Below are 15499 nucleotides of genomic sequence, written 5' to 3' on the forward strand. Positions count from 1 at the left end.
GGCGGCTATCGCGCATTGCTACGTCCTTCGTCTCGCAAGGAGTAGAGCAGGGGTGCCGAAAATCACCGCTCGATCTTCGGCATCCCCCTAGGCACGCTGACTGCGCCATCGTGACCGTCGACGCGCGGGCCGAGCCGGCCGCGCTCCAGACGACCACGGAGCCTCGCAAATGCCCGATCCGAACGCCGGCCTGCCGCCGCGATACCTGCGCACGCCCGAAGCGGCGCGCTTTCTCGGACTATCAGGCCGAACCCTGGAAAAGCACCGCACGTATGGGACAGGCCCGACCTACCGTAAGCTCGGCGGTCGCGTTGTGTATGCGCTCGAGGACCTGAAGGCGTGGGTTGACCGCGGCGCCAAAACGTCCACCAGCGATCCCGGCACAGGCACGGTCCTGCCTGCGAAACGGCACACACCCATTCCGTATGCCGGCAAGGAGCGGCGCTGACCATGCCGGACAGCAACTCCACTGCAAGCAGCAGGCGGCGACCAGAGCGCGACCAGCTCGATCTGTTTCGCGCCCTCCCGGGAGATCTGGCGCCACGGGACGCGCAAGACCTGATGGCGTATCCGTTCTTTTCGCTGGCAAAGTCGAGGCGCATTGTTCCCATCGATTTCCGCGCAGGCACCATCACCATTCGTGTCGAAGCCGTGCCGGAACATGGCGTGGCCACGATCTGGGACGCGGACGTTCTGATCTGGGCTGCCTCGCAGATTGTCGAAGCCCGTGATGCCGGCCTGAAAACGTCCCGGCTGATGGCAGCGACCCCTTACGAGATCCTGACCTTCGTCGGCCGCGGCACCAGCGTGCGCGACTACGACCGCCTGAAGGCTGCGCTCGACCGGCTGCAATCGACCACTGTGATGACATCGATCCGCCAGCCGAGCGAACGCCGGCGGCATCGGTTCTCCTGGATCAACGAATGGAAAGAGACAGCCGATCCGCACGGGCATGCCCGTGGAATCGAGCTGATCCTGCCCGATTGGTTCTACACGGGCGTTCTCGATGAAGCGCTCGTGCTGACGATTGACCGGGCCTATTTCGATCTGACCGGTGGATTGGAGCGCTGGCTCTATCGCCTCGTCCGCAAGCACGGCGGCCGTCAGAATGGCGGCTGGAGCTTCGATCTTGTGCACTTGCATGCGAAGTCCGGGAGCCTGTCGCCGTTCAAACACTTTGCCTACGACCTGCGTCAGATCGTCCTTCGTCAGACATTGCCAGGCTATCGGCTCATCATCACGCGTCATCCGAATGGCGCAGAGCGATTGAATTTCGCACCAGTCCCAATCGGCCCGTTGAGCAAGCGACTGCGCAATCGTGGCCTCGTCCTTCCTGCTGGGGATAAGCTGTGAATGCGCTCGTGCTATCGGGGACCAGAACCCTCGTGCCATCGGGGACGCGATGCTCGTGCTATCGAGGACCGGAATCAGAGCTAAGGTTCTGCGGCGCCAAGACTTCCTGCTCCCGTAACTTTACTAACGTACTGACACTAACTTCTTGTTGTGAATCAGTGCGTTGTGAACAAGTCGATCGTGCGTGCATGTCGGTTTCCCCAAATGTGTGGACTGGGGGCCGAAAATGAGTGATCGGCTCCTTAAATCGTCGACTGGTGTTCCCTTAATTGTAAACTGGTGCAACGGTCAGCTTCCTCTTCGCGAGAACCTTGCGTCGCCTCCAAGGACCGTGCATGCGCAACAGTCGATCCGCGACATAGATCGTGATCTCGACTCCAAACCGTCGCAGCGCTTCGTTCTGCACGCGATTTGTTCGCCAGCGCGGTCCGGCCGGCGGCGCATTAGCGATCCACTCAGCAAGCTGAGCGGTTTGCGGTCCCGAAAGTTGCCCGCTCGGTCGTTCGAGCGCAGCTTCAAGTCCACCCTGCGCACCACGCTTGATCCAGCGATACAAAGTTCGCGGCCGCACGTCGGCAACTTCGGCAGCAGCCTCGACGGACAAACCATCGCGCACATCGGCGATTGCCATGAGTCTGGCGCGACGATGTGGCAGCCGCTCTCGGAGCGCTTGCACGCGCAGTTCCTCTCCAGTCTGCGGCAAGTTATCGATCCAGGCACGCCAGGAGCTGCGTTCGCCGTTGTTCCGTTCGTCTGGCCAGGCTGTGAAGAACAAGGCCTCCACTTGATCGCGTATCGCAGCATCCAGGGTTGGCCAGCGCTGCATTTGCCGGCGAGGGCGTATGGCACGCAGCATTGCGAGCGCCGCCTGTGTTCGCATCGGCCACGCTTCGAACATCCATGCCAGGATCGCCAGGCCTTGATAGCCATCGGCCAGCTCTCCCAACCGGGCTGTGCCAAAATCACGAGCGATCCGCGCAAACAGCACGTCGCGAGCGGTCGGCTTGGTATCGATCCACACAGCGCCCAGCAATACGTCGAACAGAGCCACGGCCAAAGACCAGCCGATTTTACCGATCTGCGGCAAATCGACGATGCCCGCTGGCCGGCCTTCGAGTATACGCCGCTGAAATCGCAATACAGGCTCCGCCGCGACTATGCTCGTGACGCGGGCCAAGCGATGCGCGCAGCGCCGGCATCGGTCTGGCGCGAAATACGTCGCATCCGACAATCGGGGCAAGCGCAGCTTTACCCCGCACTCGGGACAGGTTCGCACCAACACCGTGCCATGTGTTGGACAGGCTGTCAGCCAGCCAATCGTCCACGTCCGCCGTACATAAGGCACTTCATCTTCGGCGAAGCAATCAGGACAGATGCCTATCCGTCGCGATTGATGCGACGGCCGTTCGGCCGTGAAACGTTGCCGACCGAACCGGTCCGGCACAGAATCAACAACTCCGTCATCATCAGGCCAGTTGACGAAGCTCAGCGATCGGATGCAGTCGCCCAATACGCCTGTGCCGCGCGCGAGCGTCGCAACGATGAGCGCATCGGGTTTGCGCCACCAGTCGGGATTGGTTGCGAGATCCATCTCGCCGTCGCCGAGCAGCAAGGCTTCCGGCGAGATACCGAACGGTTCGGCGAACCGAAGCAGCCAGGACGCCAGCGCTTCGTCCGGCAGCGGTGCAACCCGTGCCGGCAGCGATCGCGGCGCGCGCTCCGCCGCATCGAAGAACTCAACCTCGTAACTCTCAGCCGGCGACACGTCGGCGCTCCGTGGGAGGAATGAAGCCGATGTCGTCAATCCTTTCGATGCGGAGGCGCTCTTCGCCGGCGGCAACGGCCGCCACCGCGGCAGTCGTGACCAGGCTGACCACCTCTCCGAGGATGCCCTCCGCAGCGCTTAGCAGCTTTTGCGCGAAGGCTGGTTCTTCCATGCCCGACCGTTCGCGCAGCGGCAGCATCGCCTCCAGCGTGTTGAGGAGCCGCAGATACTCCGCATCGTACCGCCATGGCGGCAAGCCGAACGGCGTGAACCGGTTGGCAAGCTGGTCATCGCTCTGGATTGCGCGCAACGCCTCCGCGGTTCCGACGGCTACCAGCGGAATTTGTAGCTCGTTGCCAAGCCAGCGCAGCAGGTTGAGGAAGCGACGTTGTTGCGCCCGCGAGCCCGACAGGATGTTGTGGACCTCGTCGATGACGAGCAGCCGCACATCCGTCGCGCGCAGTATCCGCATCGCCATATCCTGCTTGACCGCCAGCCGATCATGGTTGCGATCTGGTGCGCCTAGCGCTTCCAGCACGGCAGCAAAGAACAGCCGCTCGTCCGGCGCCGGCGGCATCTGGACCTTTAAGACGGGTATCGAGATAGCCCCCTCCGAGGCATCGACGGTATCGCGCAAATGCGCGCGCTTGAACTTCTCGACGATCATGGTCTTGCCGTTGTTGCTGGGGCCGACCAGCAGCAAGTTCGGCATACGGGTCCGCTTCGGGAACGTCAGAAGATCGTCCATCGCCGCCAGGGCGGCTTCCGCCCGTGCATAGCCGATCCACCGATCTGCGCGGATGCGCTGGATGCGAATCTCGCCAGGCGCATCGGCGAGCGCGCGAATCTGCGGCAGCAGATGCGGGTAGGAGGGATTGCTCATGTCCATTCCTCCACGTTCTTGAACAACCGCTGATCGGCGGGCAGAGGCTCGATCGTTGGAGCGGATTCAGCCGTTATGGCGGCTGGACGCCGTTCTGTCACCACGCCATCAAGGCGAAGCCGCCGCTCTCGTTGACGACGCGCAGTCTTGGTCTCCGCGCTAGCGCGCTCCGCAATACCGCGCATTGCGTCAATTGCTGTGAAGATTGCGTCCTCGTTGATCTCGGCACGGCCTTCGTCCCGCAACCGCGTCAGTGCCAGTCGATGCTCCCACAGGCTGATCGCCGGCCGACGCAGATCGCGATAGCTGAGGTCATAGTAGCGTCCGTCGGGTGCGAGCAGATGGACCCGGCTGAGATCGCGTGGATCGTACCGAACGATCATCCGCTCTCGCTCGCCGATCCAGGTGCGCAGCACATCGGCCCAATAGCCGATCGAATGCAGGAACACGCCTTCGCGGCGAACAAGCCGCCGCTCCATCGGCAGAAAGTCGATCAGGAAGCGGCGCGGATCGTTGATTGCGGTTGGCATGCCCCGTCCCGAGACCTGTCCATCGCCCAGGATTCCGCGCTCCCAGGCCGCGACCGGCGTCGTGCCGATCCCGCGATGCAAATCGTGGTGATAAACACCGACGATTGCGTGGGCGAGCCAGCGTTCGATCTCGTCAAGCGTCAATGCCGCCGTGTCTTCCGGCTTCCAATCTCCCTTGGCACGAACATCCGAGAAAGTGGTGCCAGGCAAGAGATGAACCTTGCCCATCATCGTCCCGATCAGCCGTTCGATATGGCCGCCATAGTGCGGCGTCCTCACCGGACGATAGTCGACGGCGATCCCATACTGCTCGCAGCCGCGCTTCAGCGCCTCGGAATGGAACTCCTTGGCGTTGTCGAGGTGCAACCGCTCGATCAATCCCTGGACAGGCCAATCACCGGCGACACCGCGCGCCATCAGCCGGCCGGCCTTCGGCAGAACGGCATGGGCGATACACAGCGCGACCGACGTGGCGGATGGCGGTTCGAGCGCCAAATGGAACCCCGCGACACAGCGCGAGTGGACATCGATTGCAATGGTCAACCACGGCCGCTGGATCGGCTGTCGTGTGACACTGTCGACCGCGATCACGTCTACCAACGTGTGGTCGATCTGAACAAGTGCGAGTGGCCAAGGCGCCGTCAGAGAACCCGTCGCTGGTCCGAAGCGATCACGTGCGGCCTTGCGGCCGGATCGCTTTGCCAACACCTCGACCGACGCACGTTGTCCAATCCGCAAGTTGATTGCCTTGCGGCTTGGCTTCGGCAGTCCCAGCGTCCGGCAGCGCCGTTGCACCTCGGTCACCAGATCGCTGACGCGCGGTCGTTGCCGGGTCAGATAGAACTCGTCGATGGTGGCCTGCACCACCTCATCGACCTCTGCAGCCAGCAAAAGCTGGCCGTGTCGCCGTCCGCGGCGCCCCGGCAGGAGGCTCGTTACGCGCGGATCGGCAAGATAGCGCGACAGCAGTCGATAAACGACCGTGGCACTGCAGCCAAGCGCCTCGGCAGCCGCCTCGGCATCGCCTCGCGTCCGCTCCGGCGCCTTCGCCAGAACACTGATCACCTCAAAGCGACGACGCGCCTTATGCCAATCAGCAACGGGTACGTCTGCAAGATCGGGTGTGTCAGCCGCGGGGCTCATGCCAATCCCACCGGAGAATTGGGGTGTATCGGCGCGGCGAGGTCGACTTTGAAAGCGCCCCGCGCGATGAGCCGCCAAACTACACCCAGGGCCATCGCACGGTCGCAGGACATCGCGTCGACGATGCGCTCGAAAGTCGGTTCGCAGAGTGTTCGCGCTGTTCCCAAAGCGCATTCGGATATTGCCGGATCGAGCGGTGCTTTGCGTAGCGGTAGCAGCCGTCTGGCATTGTCGAGCAACGGTCCCCGGATGCCGCGTTCGGTCGCGATGCGGAAACGTCCGCCGTTCTTCCTCGCCATCGCCCGCGCCGCAACAAAGCCTGGCCGTAGTCGCGCCCACTGGGCGCGCAGATCGACGCGGTACTTTACCTCGACCAGCTCTGAGCGTCCGTTGCTCCAGATCACGCGGAAATCCGGCGTGTATCTGCGCAGCCGCGCGCCATCCTCGAACTCGATTGTGATCGGCTGCGAGGTAATCGCGGCGCCGGCGTCGAGAAAGTTCACCAGCAGCACGAAATCCCGTTCGAGCGCACTCTCGTGCTCGACCGCCTCTCCATCGACTGGCCGAAAACCTGTGATGTGCGAACGCCGACTGAGCGGGATGCGTCTCATCGATCCCTCCGACTCACCATCGTGCAAGGTGAGTCTACGCCCAGCCGCCGCAGGCAGTCCACGATTTAAGGAGCCAGTCAATGATTCAAGGGAAATCACATCATGCGGAAAGTCGTGCAAAGACTCGAAAAGCCAGCGCCGCCCAGAATCGGATTCAAGGGAAAACGACAGTGCAACGAGGATGCTGCCTCATGCGCTTACGCTGTCACGCGCAAGACCTTCCTGCAATGCGAATCCGTTCTCCAAGATCCGCGCGTGTGCGCGATCGCGCGCAAAATCACGCAATCACCAGCATCGGCAGCACCGCATCACGCTCGTCGCTTTCCCTTGCGGGAGCTCGCTCGTCGAGGAGAACTCTCTAACGTTCGTGGTTGGCCCGACGGCCACCACAGGCCGGAATCTGGAGAATGGGCGGTCAGGCTAGCCAGCCCCCGGCTTGACGGCTTCAAAGGTGTGCATCTTGCCGCCGGCAAGAAAAGTTGCGATCTCACCCACATCCCCGTCCCCTCGGGAGACGCCGCTCCGCCGTGGCGGAAGGAGAAGGCGCGTGTGGAAGCGGCACGGTCGCGGAGGCCCTTAACCCCCCGCAGCGACCCGGCCGCACTTGCCGCCGGCGCCAAACCGGAACGTGGTGCCATCGATCCAGATCCTATGCAGCAGCACGGCGAGCGCGCGCGCCACTGCGGTCGCCGCGCGCTTCAGATCCTTCTTCCTGGCCAGCCGCAGGCCCCACAAGCGAAGTTTGAAGTCTTTCGGGATGCGGGTGAGGAGCGCGATCGCCGCCTCGTACAGCAACGCTCGCGTCAGCTCATCACCGAATTTGGAGATGCTGCCAATCCAGCCGGTCTGGCCGGATTGATAGCGCCGCGGCGTCAGCCCGAAACGGGCGCCGACATTGGTCGACTTCTTGAATCGCGCCGGATCATCGACGGCGGCGCGAAAAGACAGCGCCACGCGGTGCAGTTTTGCCAACTGCTGCCGCTTGGCGCTGCGGGCGTCCAACAGCGGCGCGACGATCGCCTTCAATTCCTTCGTCCCGGCCAAGAGATCGCACACCCGCGCATCAAAACGGCCGACCGAGATCTCGCCGACCTTGAGTCCGAATGGTCGCAACAGGCCGCGGATCATGTTCTCCATGTCCAGCACTTTGCCGAGCATCGCTTTGCGCGTGACCAGCAGTCCCCACAACGTCTGTGCGCTCTCCGAGTTGACACGAACCCCGCGGAACCAGCCAGTGCGCATCATCTGCGCAATGCCTTTGGCGTCGTTGCGGGCGGTCTTGTTCAGCATCGCGTTCAGCGCCGCCTTGGCGTGCCGGGTCTCGATGCAGATCATCGGGAGCCCCTTTTCGGCAGGCGCCGTGAACAGCCGGGCGCTGAACGAGGACGCTTCCAGGCCGACGCGTTTGAGAATCTCCCATTTCGCCTACAACAGTGCGATCGCGTCCGGATCGGTGTCCAGCTTCGCCTGTCAGGCGACATTGCCGTCGCCGTCGACCACACAAATGTTCGTCGCCTCCAGCGACAGGTCCAGCTCTGCATAGAAGTCGATCATGCGCCTCGGTTGCCGACTGCCGGAACGCACTGTGCGCTCCGTTCGCGAATCGTCGCGAGGCATCATCGTCGCAATGCGACCGGCGATGGGGCACCGGTCAGTACCCCGGCAAACCTGGAATCCTTCGGACTCCTTCTGACGAATTGGAGCACTCGGCTGCAATCCTTGACAGCAGCAGGAGCGCTACAAGGCTTGGACAAGCCGATCATCGGCGCTTCATCACAACCGTTCTGCCGAAACCAAGGCTCTGACGTCGATGCGCTAGCGACAGCGCACCCGTTGGCATGTCAAAAATTCCTCTCAAAACTATGGAGCGGCCAGGTGAGCGACCTCACAACTGTTGAACTCTTGTGGCTCGAGAAGCGGATCGAGAACCGAATCCGGTTCGGCAAGCCTGTATCGGAGAAGATCATTGACCAGCACCGGCGCATTCTCTCGTTTGTGCCCGGCAGCATCTTTGCGTTCGTGCGCTGGACGTCCAATGACTTCGGAACCATCCTGTCTCGCATCGACATTCTCCGCGCGATCACGCCGGGACAGCGGTATTCGACCGTGCCTTGGGTCAGCCCCGGCGGCGAAAGCCTGCTGCGACTGGCTGGCTGGCGAAAGGTCGAGCGCGTTCTCCAGTTGATCGACGCCGTGGAGTCACTCGGCATCGATCCAGCCGATGCAGCCCCCGAGTATTGGCATCACGTCCACAACCGTCTTTCCGTCAACGAAACGCCACGACCTTATACGCGTGCGCGCCACCAGGCGTGGCTCCGCCGGCGCAGGATGGTGTTCTGATGGGACGGCTAAGGATCATCCTTGCGATATGTGGGTCCACAACGCTCGCGCTTTGGCCGGTCACCGACACCTCACTATCGTACATCTGGAACGCTTCCGAAAGTGTGCCGATCGGCCTCTACCGTTTGCAAGGGACCGCACGATTGCACATCACTGAGCTCGTGGCCGTTCGGCCACCAGAGCCGCTTGCGAGCTTCCTCGACTTCAACGGCTATTTGCCGAGCGGTCTTCCGATGCTCAAGCGCGTGCTGGCATTGCCCGGACAAACCGTCTGCAGAACGGGACTCACAATCGTCGTCGACGGCATCGAAATGGGTCAGGCACGCGAGCGCGACCGCCGTGGCAGGCCGTTGCCGGCCTGGCAGGGCTGCCGGGTCGTCGCTGAGGACGAGGTCTTTCTCATGAACTGGCAGTCGGCGGTGTCCTTTGACGGCAGATATTTCGGACCACTCCCGAGATCAGCCGTCATAGGGCAAGCGGTACCGGTGTGGACCAGGGAGGACTGACAAATGGCGGCATTCCTCCAATGGCTTGCGCTCTCTCTAGTCGGCCGATCGCACCGTCATTTCTCCATTCCGGCCGAATTGTCAGCAATCGGCGCGCGTCGCGGCCGTCTCGCGCCGTCTCAGTGCCGGCCGGGAAGAGCTCTGTCCTTGGCGGCTGTCCGCACATTGCTATCTCGAGCCGCTGCAGGTTTTTTGGGAATTCTGCTGACGTTCGGAGCGCCATCGGCCTGCAGAGCGGAGGTTGGATCGCGCGCACAAGCTGCGCGCTCCTCAAACCTGCTTCCGGGCCTTGCATACGCCGCGTTCGTGACCGAAGCCTCGCATCGGTTCGCGGTCCCGGAGCGTTGGATCCGTGCTGTCATGCAGGCTGAAAGCGGCGGTAATGCGCACTCCATATCACCTCGCGGAGCGCTCGGGTTGATGCAAATTATGCCCGCGACCTGGGTCGAGCTTAGCGTTCGTTACGATCTCGGTATCGATCCGTTTGATCCTCACGACAATATTATGGCTGGGGCAGCATACCTTCGCGAGATGCTCGATCGTTTCGGATCGGCAGGGTTTCTCGCAGCCTACAATGCTGGACCAAAACGGTACGAGGATCACCTGGCCACCGGTCGAGCGCTTCCGGATGAAACACAGATCTACATCGCTAAACTCGCACCATTGATCGGTATTGAGCAGCGCGACAGCGATGGTTTGTCTGCCAGACGCTTCGCCGCGTGGCAGCAGGCTCCACTCGTTGTTGTGCGGTCCAAGAGCTTATCGGCTGACACCAACTCGGCATCCGGTGTCCGCACAATGAATTCGTCGAAAGCAGCGCCTAGGGCGGGTGCAACTGCACTCGTCCCTCGCGCGACGGGCCTGTTTGTGCGGCGATCAGACGAGGTGCAGGCCCGATGATCGCAATCGCATTTCGTCGCATGATGTCGAAGCCAGTCGCAACGTTGAGAGTGGTCGGCAGAGAGCCGGGAGTGAGCGACCGGGGAGGGCAGGATAAAAGCCGCAAGGTGCGGCCGGTCGGTTGTGGGCGATATTGCTCAGATTTCAATGATCCGGAAAACATTGCGAATGGGCGACGCAACTTGCGATTTGCGGCAACTCCCCGTTGTCGCTCGGTTTTCGACACGTTCCGGCGGGCAAGGTGACTGGTAACGACGATTTCCGCATCCGCCCAGGCCGCATCCGTTCGACGCGCGCGCCTCGGACGAAGCCGTTCTTGGCGCAGGCGCTCAAGGCTGCTCAGAAGGCCGGCGGTCTGTCGCGGGGTAGCCGCAGCCGTGGCAGCAAGTTTGGGCGCGGTCGCGCGGCGAGCCTTGCCGCGACGCGGCTCCTCAACAACCGTGCGCGATCCGCCATGGTCAAGGCGCGGGTCGTGCGCCGGATGCGTTCGCCGGGCGCGCTGCGCGCGCATATCGGTTATCTCCAGCGCGACGGGGTCACCCGCGATGGGACACCGGGCAAGCTCTTTGACGCAGCGGGCGATGACGCCGATGGCCGCGCGTTCGCCGAGCGCTGCGAGGGCGACCGGCATCACTTCCGGTTCATCGTCTCGCCCGACAATGCGGGCGAGCTCGCGAATTTGCGCAGCTTCACGCGTGAGCTCATGGATCAGGCCTCTCGCGACCTCGGTACTGGCCTTGATTGGGTTGCGGTCGATCATTGGAACACTGAGCATCCGCACATCCATATTCTCGTGCGCGGCCGGGCCGATGATGGAGAAGACCTCGTGATCAGCCGCGACTATATCGCAACCGGCTTGCGCGCCCGCGCTGGCGATCTCGTCACGCGCGAGCTTGGCCCGCGATCGGAGCTCGAGATCCGCCAAGTCCTTGAAGCGGAGGTGACGGCCGAACGCTGGACCAGGCTTGACCGGGCGCTGGCTCGGGAAGCTGGCGCGGCGGACGGAGTGATTGATTTAAGGCCAGACCGGGATGCCGGGGGCGACCCGTTACGGGAGATTCGGATCGGGCGGTTGCGGACACTTGAGCGGCTCGGCTTGGCGGAGCCTGCGGGGCCTGCACGCTGGGTACTCCCCGGGGACGTGGAACCGCGTTTGCGTAACCTGGGCGAGCGCGGCGATATCATCAAGCGGCTTCACAAGAGCCTTGCGAAAGACGGCGCCCCGCGCGCACCATCATCCTGGGCGCTTGAAGCCGAACGCCACGGCGAGCCGATTGTCGGCCGTCTCCTCGCACGCGGCCACGATGACGAGCTGAAGGGCACAGCGTTTGCCATCGTTGACGGTGTCGACGGTCGCGTGCATCACCTGAAGCTTTCGGAGATCGAGGCGGCCGGCGATGGGCCGATCGGTGGGATTGTGGAGCTCCGGCGGTTCGAGGACGCGCGTGGCCGAACACGGATCGCGCTCGCGGTACGCTCCGAACTCGCCATTGACCAGCAGGTCGCAGCCGAAGGCGCGACGTGGCTCGACCGGCAGCTTGTGGCGCGGCAATCTGCCGATTTCTCGCGCGCTGGTTTTGGTGCCGAGGTGCGGCATGCGCTTGATCGGCGCATCGACGTGTTGGCAGGACAGGGGCTAGCACGCCGGGCGGGAGACAAGGTGACGCTCGGCCGCAACTTGATCGAGACACTCCGCCGCCGTGAACTCGAGGGGGTAGGCCGGCGTTTGGCCTCCGAGACGGGGCTAACGCACTTGCCTGCGGAGGCTGGCGAATCTGTTTCGGGAATCTATCGCCGGAGGTTATCGCTTGCGTCGGGCCGCTTTGCCATGATCGACAACGGCCTCGGCTTTCAGCTCGTGCCCTGGGTACCCAAGCTAGAGCACGAACTGGGTCGCCAGGTGAACGGTATTGCTGGTCTCGGAGGGGTGGACTGGAGCTTTGGTCGGAAGCGCGGACTTTCGATTTGATCCGCCGATCTCTGCGGGGATCCGTGATCTGGCGCGCAATGGCTCAGTTTAACATCGCTTTGAAACGCTCGACGGCACCAGTACGAGCACCAAGCTCCTCCAGGCGCGCTCTGCCGGCGTCGGTCACGCGGAAGACCTCGACCTGCCCACCACAAGCCGGATCTCTCACCTTACGCTTGAGCACGATCCAGCCTTTCCTCAACGCGCGCTCCTTGGCAGCAAGACGATTCAGATTTTTGTCCGGAACCGGGTTAGCCACCTCGTCTTCGCGCGACGCGGCCAAAAACAGCAGATCGGCCATTGCATCGTTCATTACTTTCGTCTCCGTGCTGCTTTAGGTGCGGTGGTCGCCTTCACGAGTCCTGTTTCATCTGCGATCGTCGAAGCAAGATGCGGGCCATTTTGGAACTCCTGCTCCGGCACAAAGGGCGCACCAGGAACGTCGGTTGGAGCCGCTGCTTCTGCTCCGCCAGAGTGAGAGCCGTCGTCGCATCCAGCGAGGACACCAAGATCGACAAACGATCGTGTGGCGATCGCCAGCTCAGGCAAGAGCGGCCTTTCACTTTGACGCGCTAATTCTGTGGCGCGGTGTGCGCGCCACCGCGACCCCGGGGCCGCGACCAACGAGCCATCTCGACGTTCGTCCCGGCCGAGGCCGCCGGTACCAAATGCACAACCCGATAGCCCTGGTCACGCAGGTAACGCAGGTAGCCCCGTATCATCGCGGCGGTCCAGGCCTGGGCATCGTGCAACAGAATGACGCTCTTGCAGACTCTAGCCGCTCGATCACGTTTCTTAGCTTCTGGTCTGGACTTGTGTCCTCCCAGCCGGTCAGCTCCGAGCACGTTTCACCCCGACCCGCCGAAGGCTACAGTTTTATGCGCGGGACTGCGACATCCCGGCGCTGTGGTTGCGCTCAGCTCATGGATGCCGTCCAGATCTCCACATGTCCGCGACAAAGATCATTTGGCATCAGGTCATCCTGGTCTGTCTGGTCGTGCTCGCCTTCATGTGGGCGGCGACCGAATGGACCGCTTGGCGGCTTGCCTTCCAGCCGCAGCTTGGACCCGCCTGGTTCAGTCTCGGGCGTTGGCCGATCTATCAGCCGGCTGCCTTCTTCGCCTGGTGGTTCAAATTCGATGCTTACGCGCCTGTGATCTTCCTTGAGGGCGGCGTCATCGCCGCAAGCGGCGGAATTGCGGCAATCGCGCTGGCAATGATGCTCTCGGTGCTCCGGGCCCATGAGGCGAGGGACGTCACCACCTACGGCTCAGCGCGCTGGGCCGATTCGCGCGAGGTCAGGCGCGCAGGGCTCTTGGGGCCTGATGGCGTCGTGCTCGGACGTTTTGAGGGGCGCTATCTACGGCATGACGGACCGGAGCATGTGCTCTGCTTTGCTCCGACGCGCTCGGGCAAGGGCGTGGGCCTTGTCATCCCGACTCTTCTGACCTGGCCGGCCTCCACGATCGTTCATGACATCAAGGGCGAGAACTTCCAGTTGACTGCCGGCTGGCGTGCGCGATTTGGGCCAGTGCTCCTATTCGACCCGACCAATCCGGCCAGCGCCGCCTACAACCCACTTCTCGAGATCCGTCGTGGTGATTGCGAGGTGCGAGATGCCCAAAACATCGCCGATATCCTCGTCGACCCGGAAGGGGCACTCGAACGCCGCAACCACTGGGAAAAGACCAGCCACTCTCTGCTTGTCGGCGCAATCCTGCATGTCCTGTACGCCGAAACCGACAAAACCCTCGCAGGCGTCGCCAATTTCCTGTCCGATCCCTCCCGCCCGATCGACGCTACACTCACCGCAATGCTCGCAACCCCGCATCTTGGAGGTAGCGTTCATCCCGTTGTCGCTTCGGCCGCGCGCGAGCTTCTCAACAAGAGCGAGAACGAGCGCTCCGGCGTGCTCTCAACCGCGATGAGCTTCCTGGGGCTCTATCGCGATCCGGTGGTTGCGAAGATCACCGCGCGAAGCGATTGGCGCATCCGCGACCTCGTCGACGGCGCCGAACCCGTCTCACTCTATCTCGTGGTGCCTCCATCCGACATCGTCCGCACCAAACCCTTGATGCGGCTCATCCTCAACCAGATCGGGCGGCGGTTGACCGAAAGCCTGGATCCAGACCGGCGCCGGCAAAAACTCCTTTTGATGCTCGATGAATTTGCAGCGCTGGGCCGGCTCGACTTCTTCGAGAGCCAGCTCGCCTTCATGGCAGGCTATGGCATCCGCAGCTTTCTGATCACCCAGAGCCTCAATCAGCTCGAACGCGCTTATGGGCCGAACCACGCCATTCTCGACAATTGCCACGTCCGGATCGCCTTCTCGACCAACGATGAGCGTACCGCCAAGCGCGTATCCGATGCGCTCGGAACCGCGACCGAGTTGCGCGCCATGAAGAACTATGCCGGGCACCGATTGAGCCCGTGGCTTGGACATCTCATGGTGAGCCGTCAAGAGACCTCCCGGCCGCTGCTGACGCCAGGTGAGGTCATGCAACTTTCGCCGAAAGATGCAGTCGTGATGATTTCCGGGGTGCACCCGGTGCGCGCCACCAAAGTCCGCTACTATGAGGATCCGCAGTTCCAGCGACGTGTGTTGAAGCCGCCCCGCTTCGAACCGCGTACCTTGTCCGCAGGACCGGATGACTGGTCGGCCGGCGCTCCAATTCCGCCATCAGTCGAGCTACGGACCAGACGCAAGCGCAGGAGCGACGAGGCGAACGGTGGTTTGCGTCGCGAGCCGGAATTGCCGGAACATGAGGAGATCGAGATCAAGGCGCCGCTCGGCGAACACGAGTTCGACACCGACCTCGATGAGGGTGATGCCGATGCCGTCCAGGCACAAGCTCTGAGCCGCTCGATGCAGGGCGTCGCGCGGACCGTCAGCCTCGACGCGGACGATGGGATGGATCTGTGAGCTGGGCAGCGTGAAAAAGATCCAGCTCAGCATCTATCTCGATCCGGAAACCTTCAAAACCCTCGAGGCCTTCGCACAACGCCGAGGTCAGCCCAAGTCCCTGGTCGCCGAGGCCGCGATTGCCGCCTTTCTTTCTCCCGATGATTCCGATCGACGCGAGGCCGCGATCGCCAAGCGGCTGGACCGGATCGCGCGCCTGCTTGAGCGCCTCGATCGCAATGATGGCATCACGCTTGAGACCATCGCGCTCTTCATCCGTTTCTGGCTGACCTCAACGCCGGCGCTCCCCGAACATTCGACGCCCGCCGCACGCGCCAAGGGCGCGGAACGTTACGATCGCTTTGTTGAGGCGCTCGGACGGCGGCTTGCAAGCGGATCCACCGTCCTGAAAGAGGTGAGCATCGACATGCACGCCTCTGAGAAGCCCGAGTAATCAGTACGCGCGCCCCAATGCGCCCTGGCAGCTCCTGGCGATGGGTGCAGCGCTGAGTCAGATAAGTCGACCCGCAGATCGGCAGCATGCCACGAAGCGCGCAAGCGATGGGCGCGTCACTCAAGGCGCCCGGGCCCGCTGCA

13 protein-coding genes and 1 pseudogene are annotated in these 15499 nt (G+C 62.8%); 8 read left to right on the forward strand and 6 right to left on the reverse strand.

Annotation, left to right across the window (positions count from 1 at the left end):
• Positions 1–169 precede the first annotated feature (169 nt).
• Positions 170–448, forward strand: a complete 279-nt coding sequence (locus ABIB73_RS35810) for a helix-turn-helix transcriptional regulator (RefSeq protein WP_354062539.1) — start codon at positions 170–172, stop codon at positions 446–448.
• A 2-nt stretch (positions 449–450) separates the two neighbouring features.
• A complete protein-coding gene (locus tag ABIB73_RS35815; protein WP_354231973.1) occupies positions 451–1353 on the forward strand; it encodes a replication initiator protein A in 903 nt (300 codons plus the stop codon).
• Between the two features lie 265 nt (positions 1354–1618).
• On the opposite strand, the gene ABIB73_RS35820 is transcribed toward ABIB73_RS35815, so the two are convergent.
• The 5 genes and pseudogenes from ABIB73_RS35820 to ABIB73_RS35840 form a co-directional block, all read right to left on the reverse strand.
• Positions 1619–3118: a TniQ family protein gene (locus ABIB73_RS35820; RefSeq protein ID WP_354231975.1), complete on the reverse strand. Its 1500-nt coding sequence runs from the start codon at positions 3116–3118 to the stop codon at positions 1619–1621.
• Positions 3105–4007, reverse strand: a complete 903-nt coding sequence (locus tag ABIB73_RS35825; RefSeq protein ID WP_354231977.1) for a TniB family NTP-binding protein — start codon at positions 4005–4007, stop codon at positions 3105–3107. The genes ABIB73_RS35820 and ABIB73_RS35825 overlap by 14 nt, the downstream gene beginning before the upstream one ends.
• Positions 3998–5674 carry a TnsB C-terminal domain-containing protein gene (locus ABIB73_RS35830; RefSeq protein ID WP_354232039.1) on the reverse strand — a complete coding sequence of 559 codons (1677 nt, stop codon included), beginning with the start codon at positions 5672–5674 and terminating at the stop codon, positions 3998–4000. The genes ABIB73_RS35825 and ABIB73_RS35830 overlap by 10 nt, the downstream gene beginning before the upstream one ends.
• A complete protein-coding gene (locus ABIB73_RS35835; RefSeq protein WP_354231979.1) occupies positions 5671–6186 on the reverse strand; it encodes a TnsA endonuclease N-terminal domain-containing protein in 516 nt (171 codons plus the stop codon). Before ABIB73_RS35835 ends, ABIB73_RS35830 begins: the two co-directional genes overlap by 4 nt.
• A gap of 675 nt (positions 6187–6861) precedes the next feature.
• Positions 6862–7839, reverse strand: a pseudogene (locus tag ABIB73_RS35840) (IS110 family RNA-guided transposase).
• A gap of 321 nt (positions 7840–8160) precedes the next feature.
• Here ABIB73_RS35840 and ABIB73_RS35845 point away from each other — a divergent pair.
• From ABIB73_RS35845 to ABIB73_RS35860, 4 genes are all read left to right on the forward strand, one after another.
• The gene (locus tag ABIB73_RS35845) at positions 8161–8625 is read left to right on the forward strand and encodes a DUF2840 domain-containing protein (protein ID WP_317243001.1); all 465 of its coding nucleotides are present in this window, start codon (positions 8161–8163) and stop codon (positions 8623–8625) included.
• Complete coding sequence (locus tag ABIB73_RS35850; RefSeq protein WP_354231981.1) at positions 8625–9131, forward strand: S26 family signal peptidase; 507 nt, start codon at positions 8625–8627, stop codon at positions 9129–9131. The genes ABIB73_RS35845 and ABIB73_RS35850 overlap by 1 nt, the downstream gene beginning before the upstream one ends.
• Positions 9132–9134: 3 nt before the next feature.
• Positions 9135–10031, forward strand: a complete 897-nt coding sequence (locus ABIB73_RS35855) for a lytic transglycosylase domain-containing protein (protein ID WP_354231983.1) — start codon at positions 9135–9137, stop codon at positions 10029–10031.
• A 241-nt stretch (positions 10032–10272) separates the two neighbouring features.
• Positions 10273–12000 (forward strand): relaxase/mobilization nuclease domain-containing protein, encoded by a 1728-nt coding sequence (locus ABIB73_RS35860; RefSeq protein ID WP_354232041.1) that lies wholly within the window; start codon positions 10273–10275, stop codon positions 11998–12000.
• A gap of 43 nt (positions 12001–12043) precedes the next feature.
• Here ABIB73_RS35860 and ABIB73_RS35865 read toward each other — a convergent pair whose 3' ends face one another.
• Positions 12044–12313, reverse strand: coding sequence for a hypothetical protein (locus tag ABIB73_RS35865; RefSeq protein ID WP_354231985.1), 270 nt, complete (start codon positions 12311–12313; stop codon positions 12044–12046).
• A gap of 633 nt (positions 12314–12946) precedes the next feature.
• Here ABIB73_RS35865 and ABIB73_RS35870 point away from each other — a divergent pair.
• Positions 12947–14923 (forward strand): conjugal transfer protein TraG, encoded by a 1977-nt coding sequence (locus tag ABIB73_RS35870; RefSeq protein WP_354231986.1) that lies wholly within the window; start codon positions 12947–12949, stop codon positions 14921–14923.
• 10 nt (positions 14924–14933) lie between these two features.
• Positions 14934–15356, forward strand: a complete 423-nt coding sequence (locus tag ABIB73_RS35875) for a CopG family transcriptional regulator (protein ID WP_354231988.1) — start codon at positions 14934–14936, stop codon at positions 15354–15356.
• Positions 15357–15499 lie beyond the last annotated feature (143 nt).

The sequence above is a fragment of the Bradyrhizobium sp. F1.4.3 genome, from assembly GCF_040548375.1.
In the GTDB taxonomy this organism is placed as follows: domain Bacteria; phylum Pseudomonadota; class Alphaproteobacteria; order Rhizobiales; family Xanthobacteraceae; genus Bradyrhizobium.

Coding starts and splice junctions, on each gene's coding strand:
- ABIB73_RS35810 (WP_354062539.1), top strand. CDS start 170: ATGCCCGATCCGAACGCCGGCCTGCCGCCGCGATACCTGCGCACGCCC.
- ABIB73_RS35815 (WP_354231973.1), top strand. CDS start 451: ATGCCGGACAGCAACTCCACTGCAAGCAGCAGGCGGCGACCAGAGCGC.
- ABIB73_RS35825 (WP_354231977.1), bottom strand. CDS start 4,007: ATGGACATGAGCAATCCCTCCTACCCGCATCTGCTGCCGCAGATTCGC.
- ABIB73_RS35830 (WP_354232039.1), bottom strand. CDS start 5,674: ATGAGCCCCGCGGCTGACACACCCGATCTTGCAGACGTACCCGTTGCT.
- ABIB73_RS35850 (WP_354231981.1), top strand. CDS start 8,625: ATGGGACGGCTAAGGATCATCCTTGCGATATGTGGGTCCACAACGCTC.
- ABIB73_RS35855 (WP_354231983.1), top strand. CDS start 9,135: ATGGCGGCATTCCTCCAATGGCTTGCGCTCTCTCTAGTCGGCCGATCG.
- ABIB73_RS35865 (WP_354231985.1), bottom strand. CDS start 12,313: ATGAACGATGCAATGGCCGATCTGCTGTTTTTGGCCGCGTCGCGCGAA.
- ABIB73_RS35870 (WP_354231986.1), top strand. CDS start 12,947: ATGTCCGCGACAAAGATCATTTGGCATCAGGTCATCCTGGTCTGTCTG.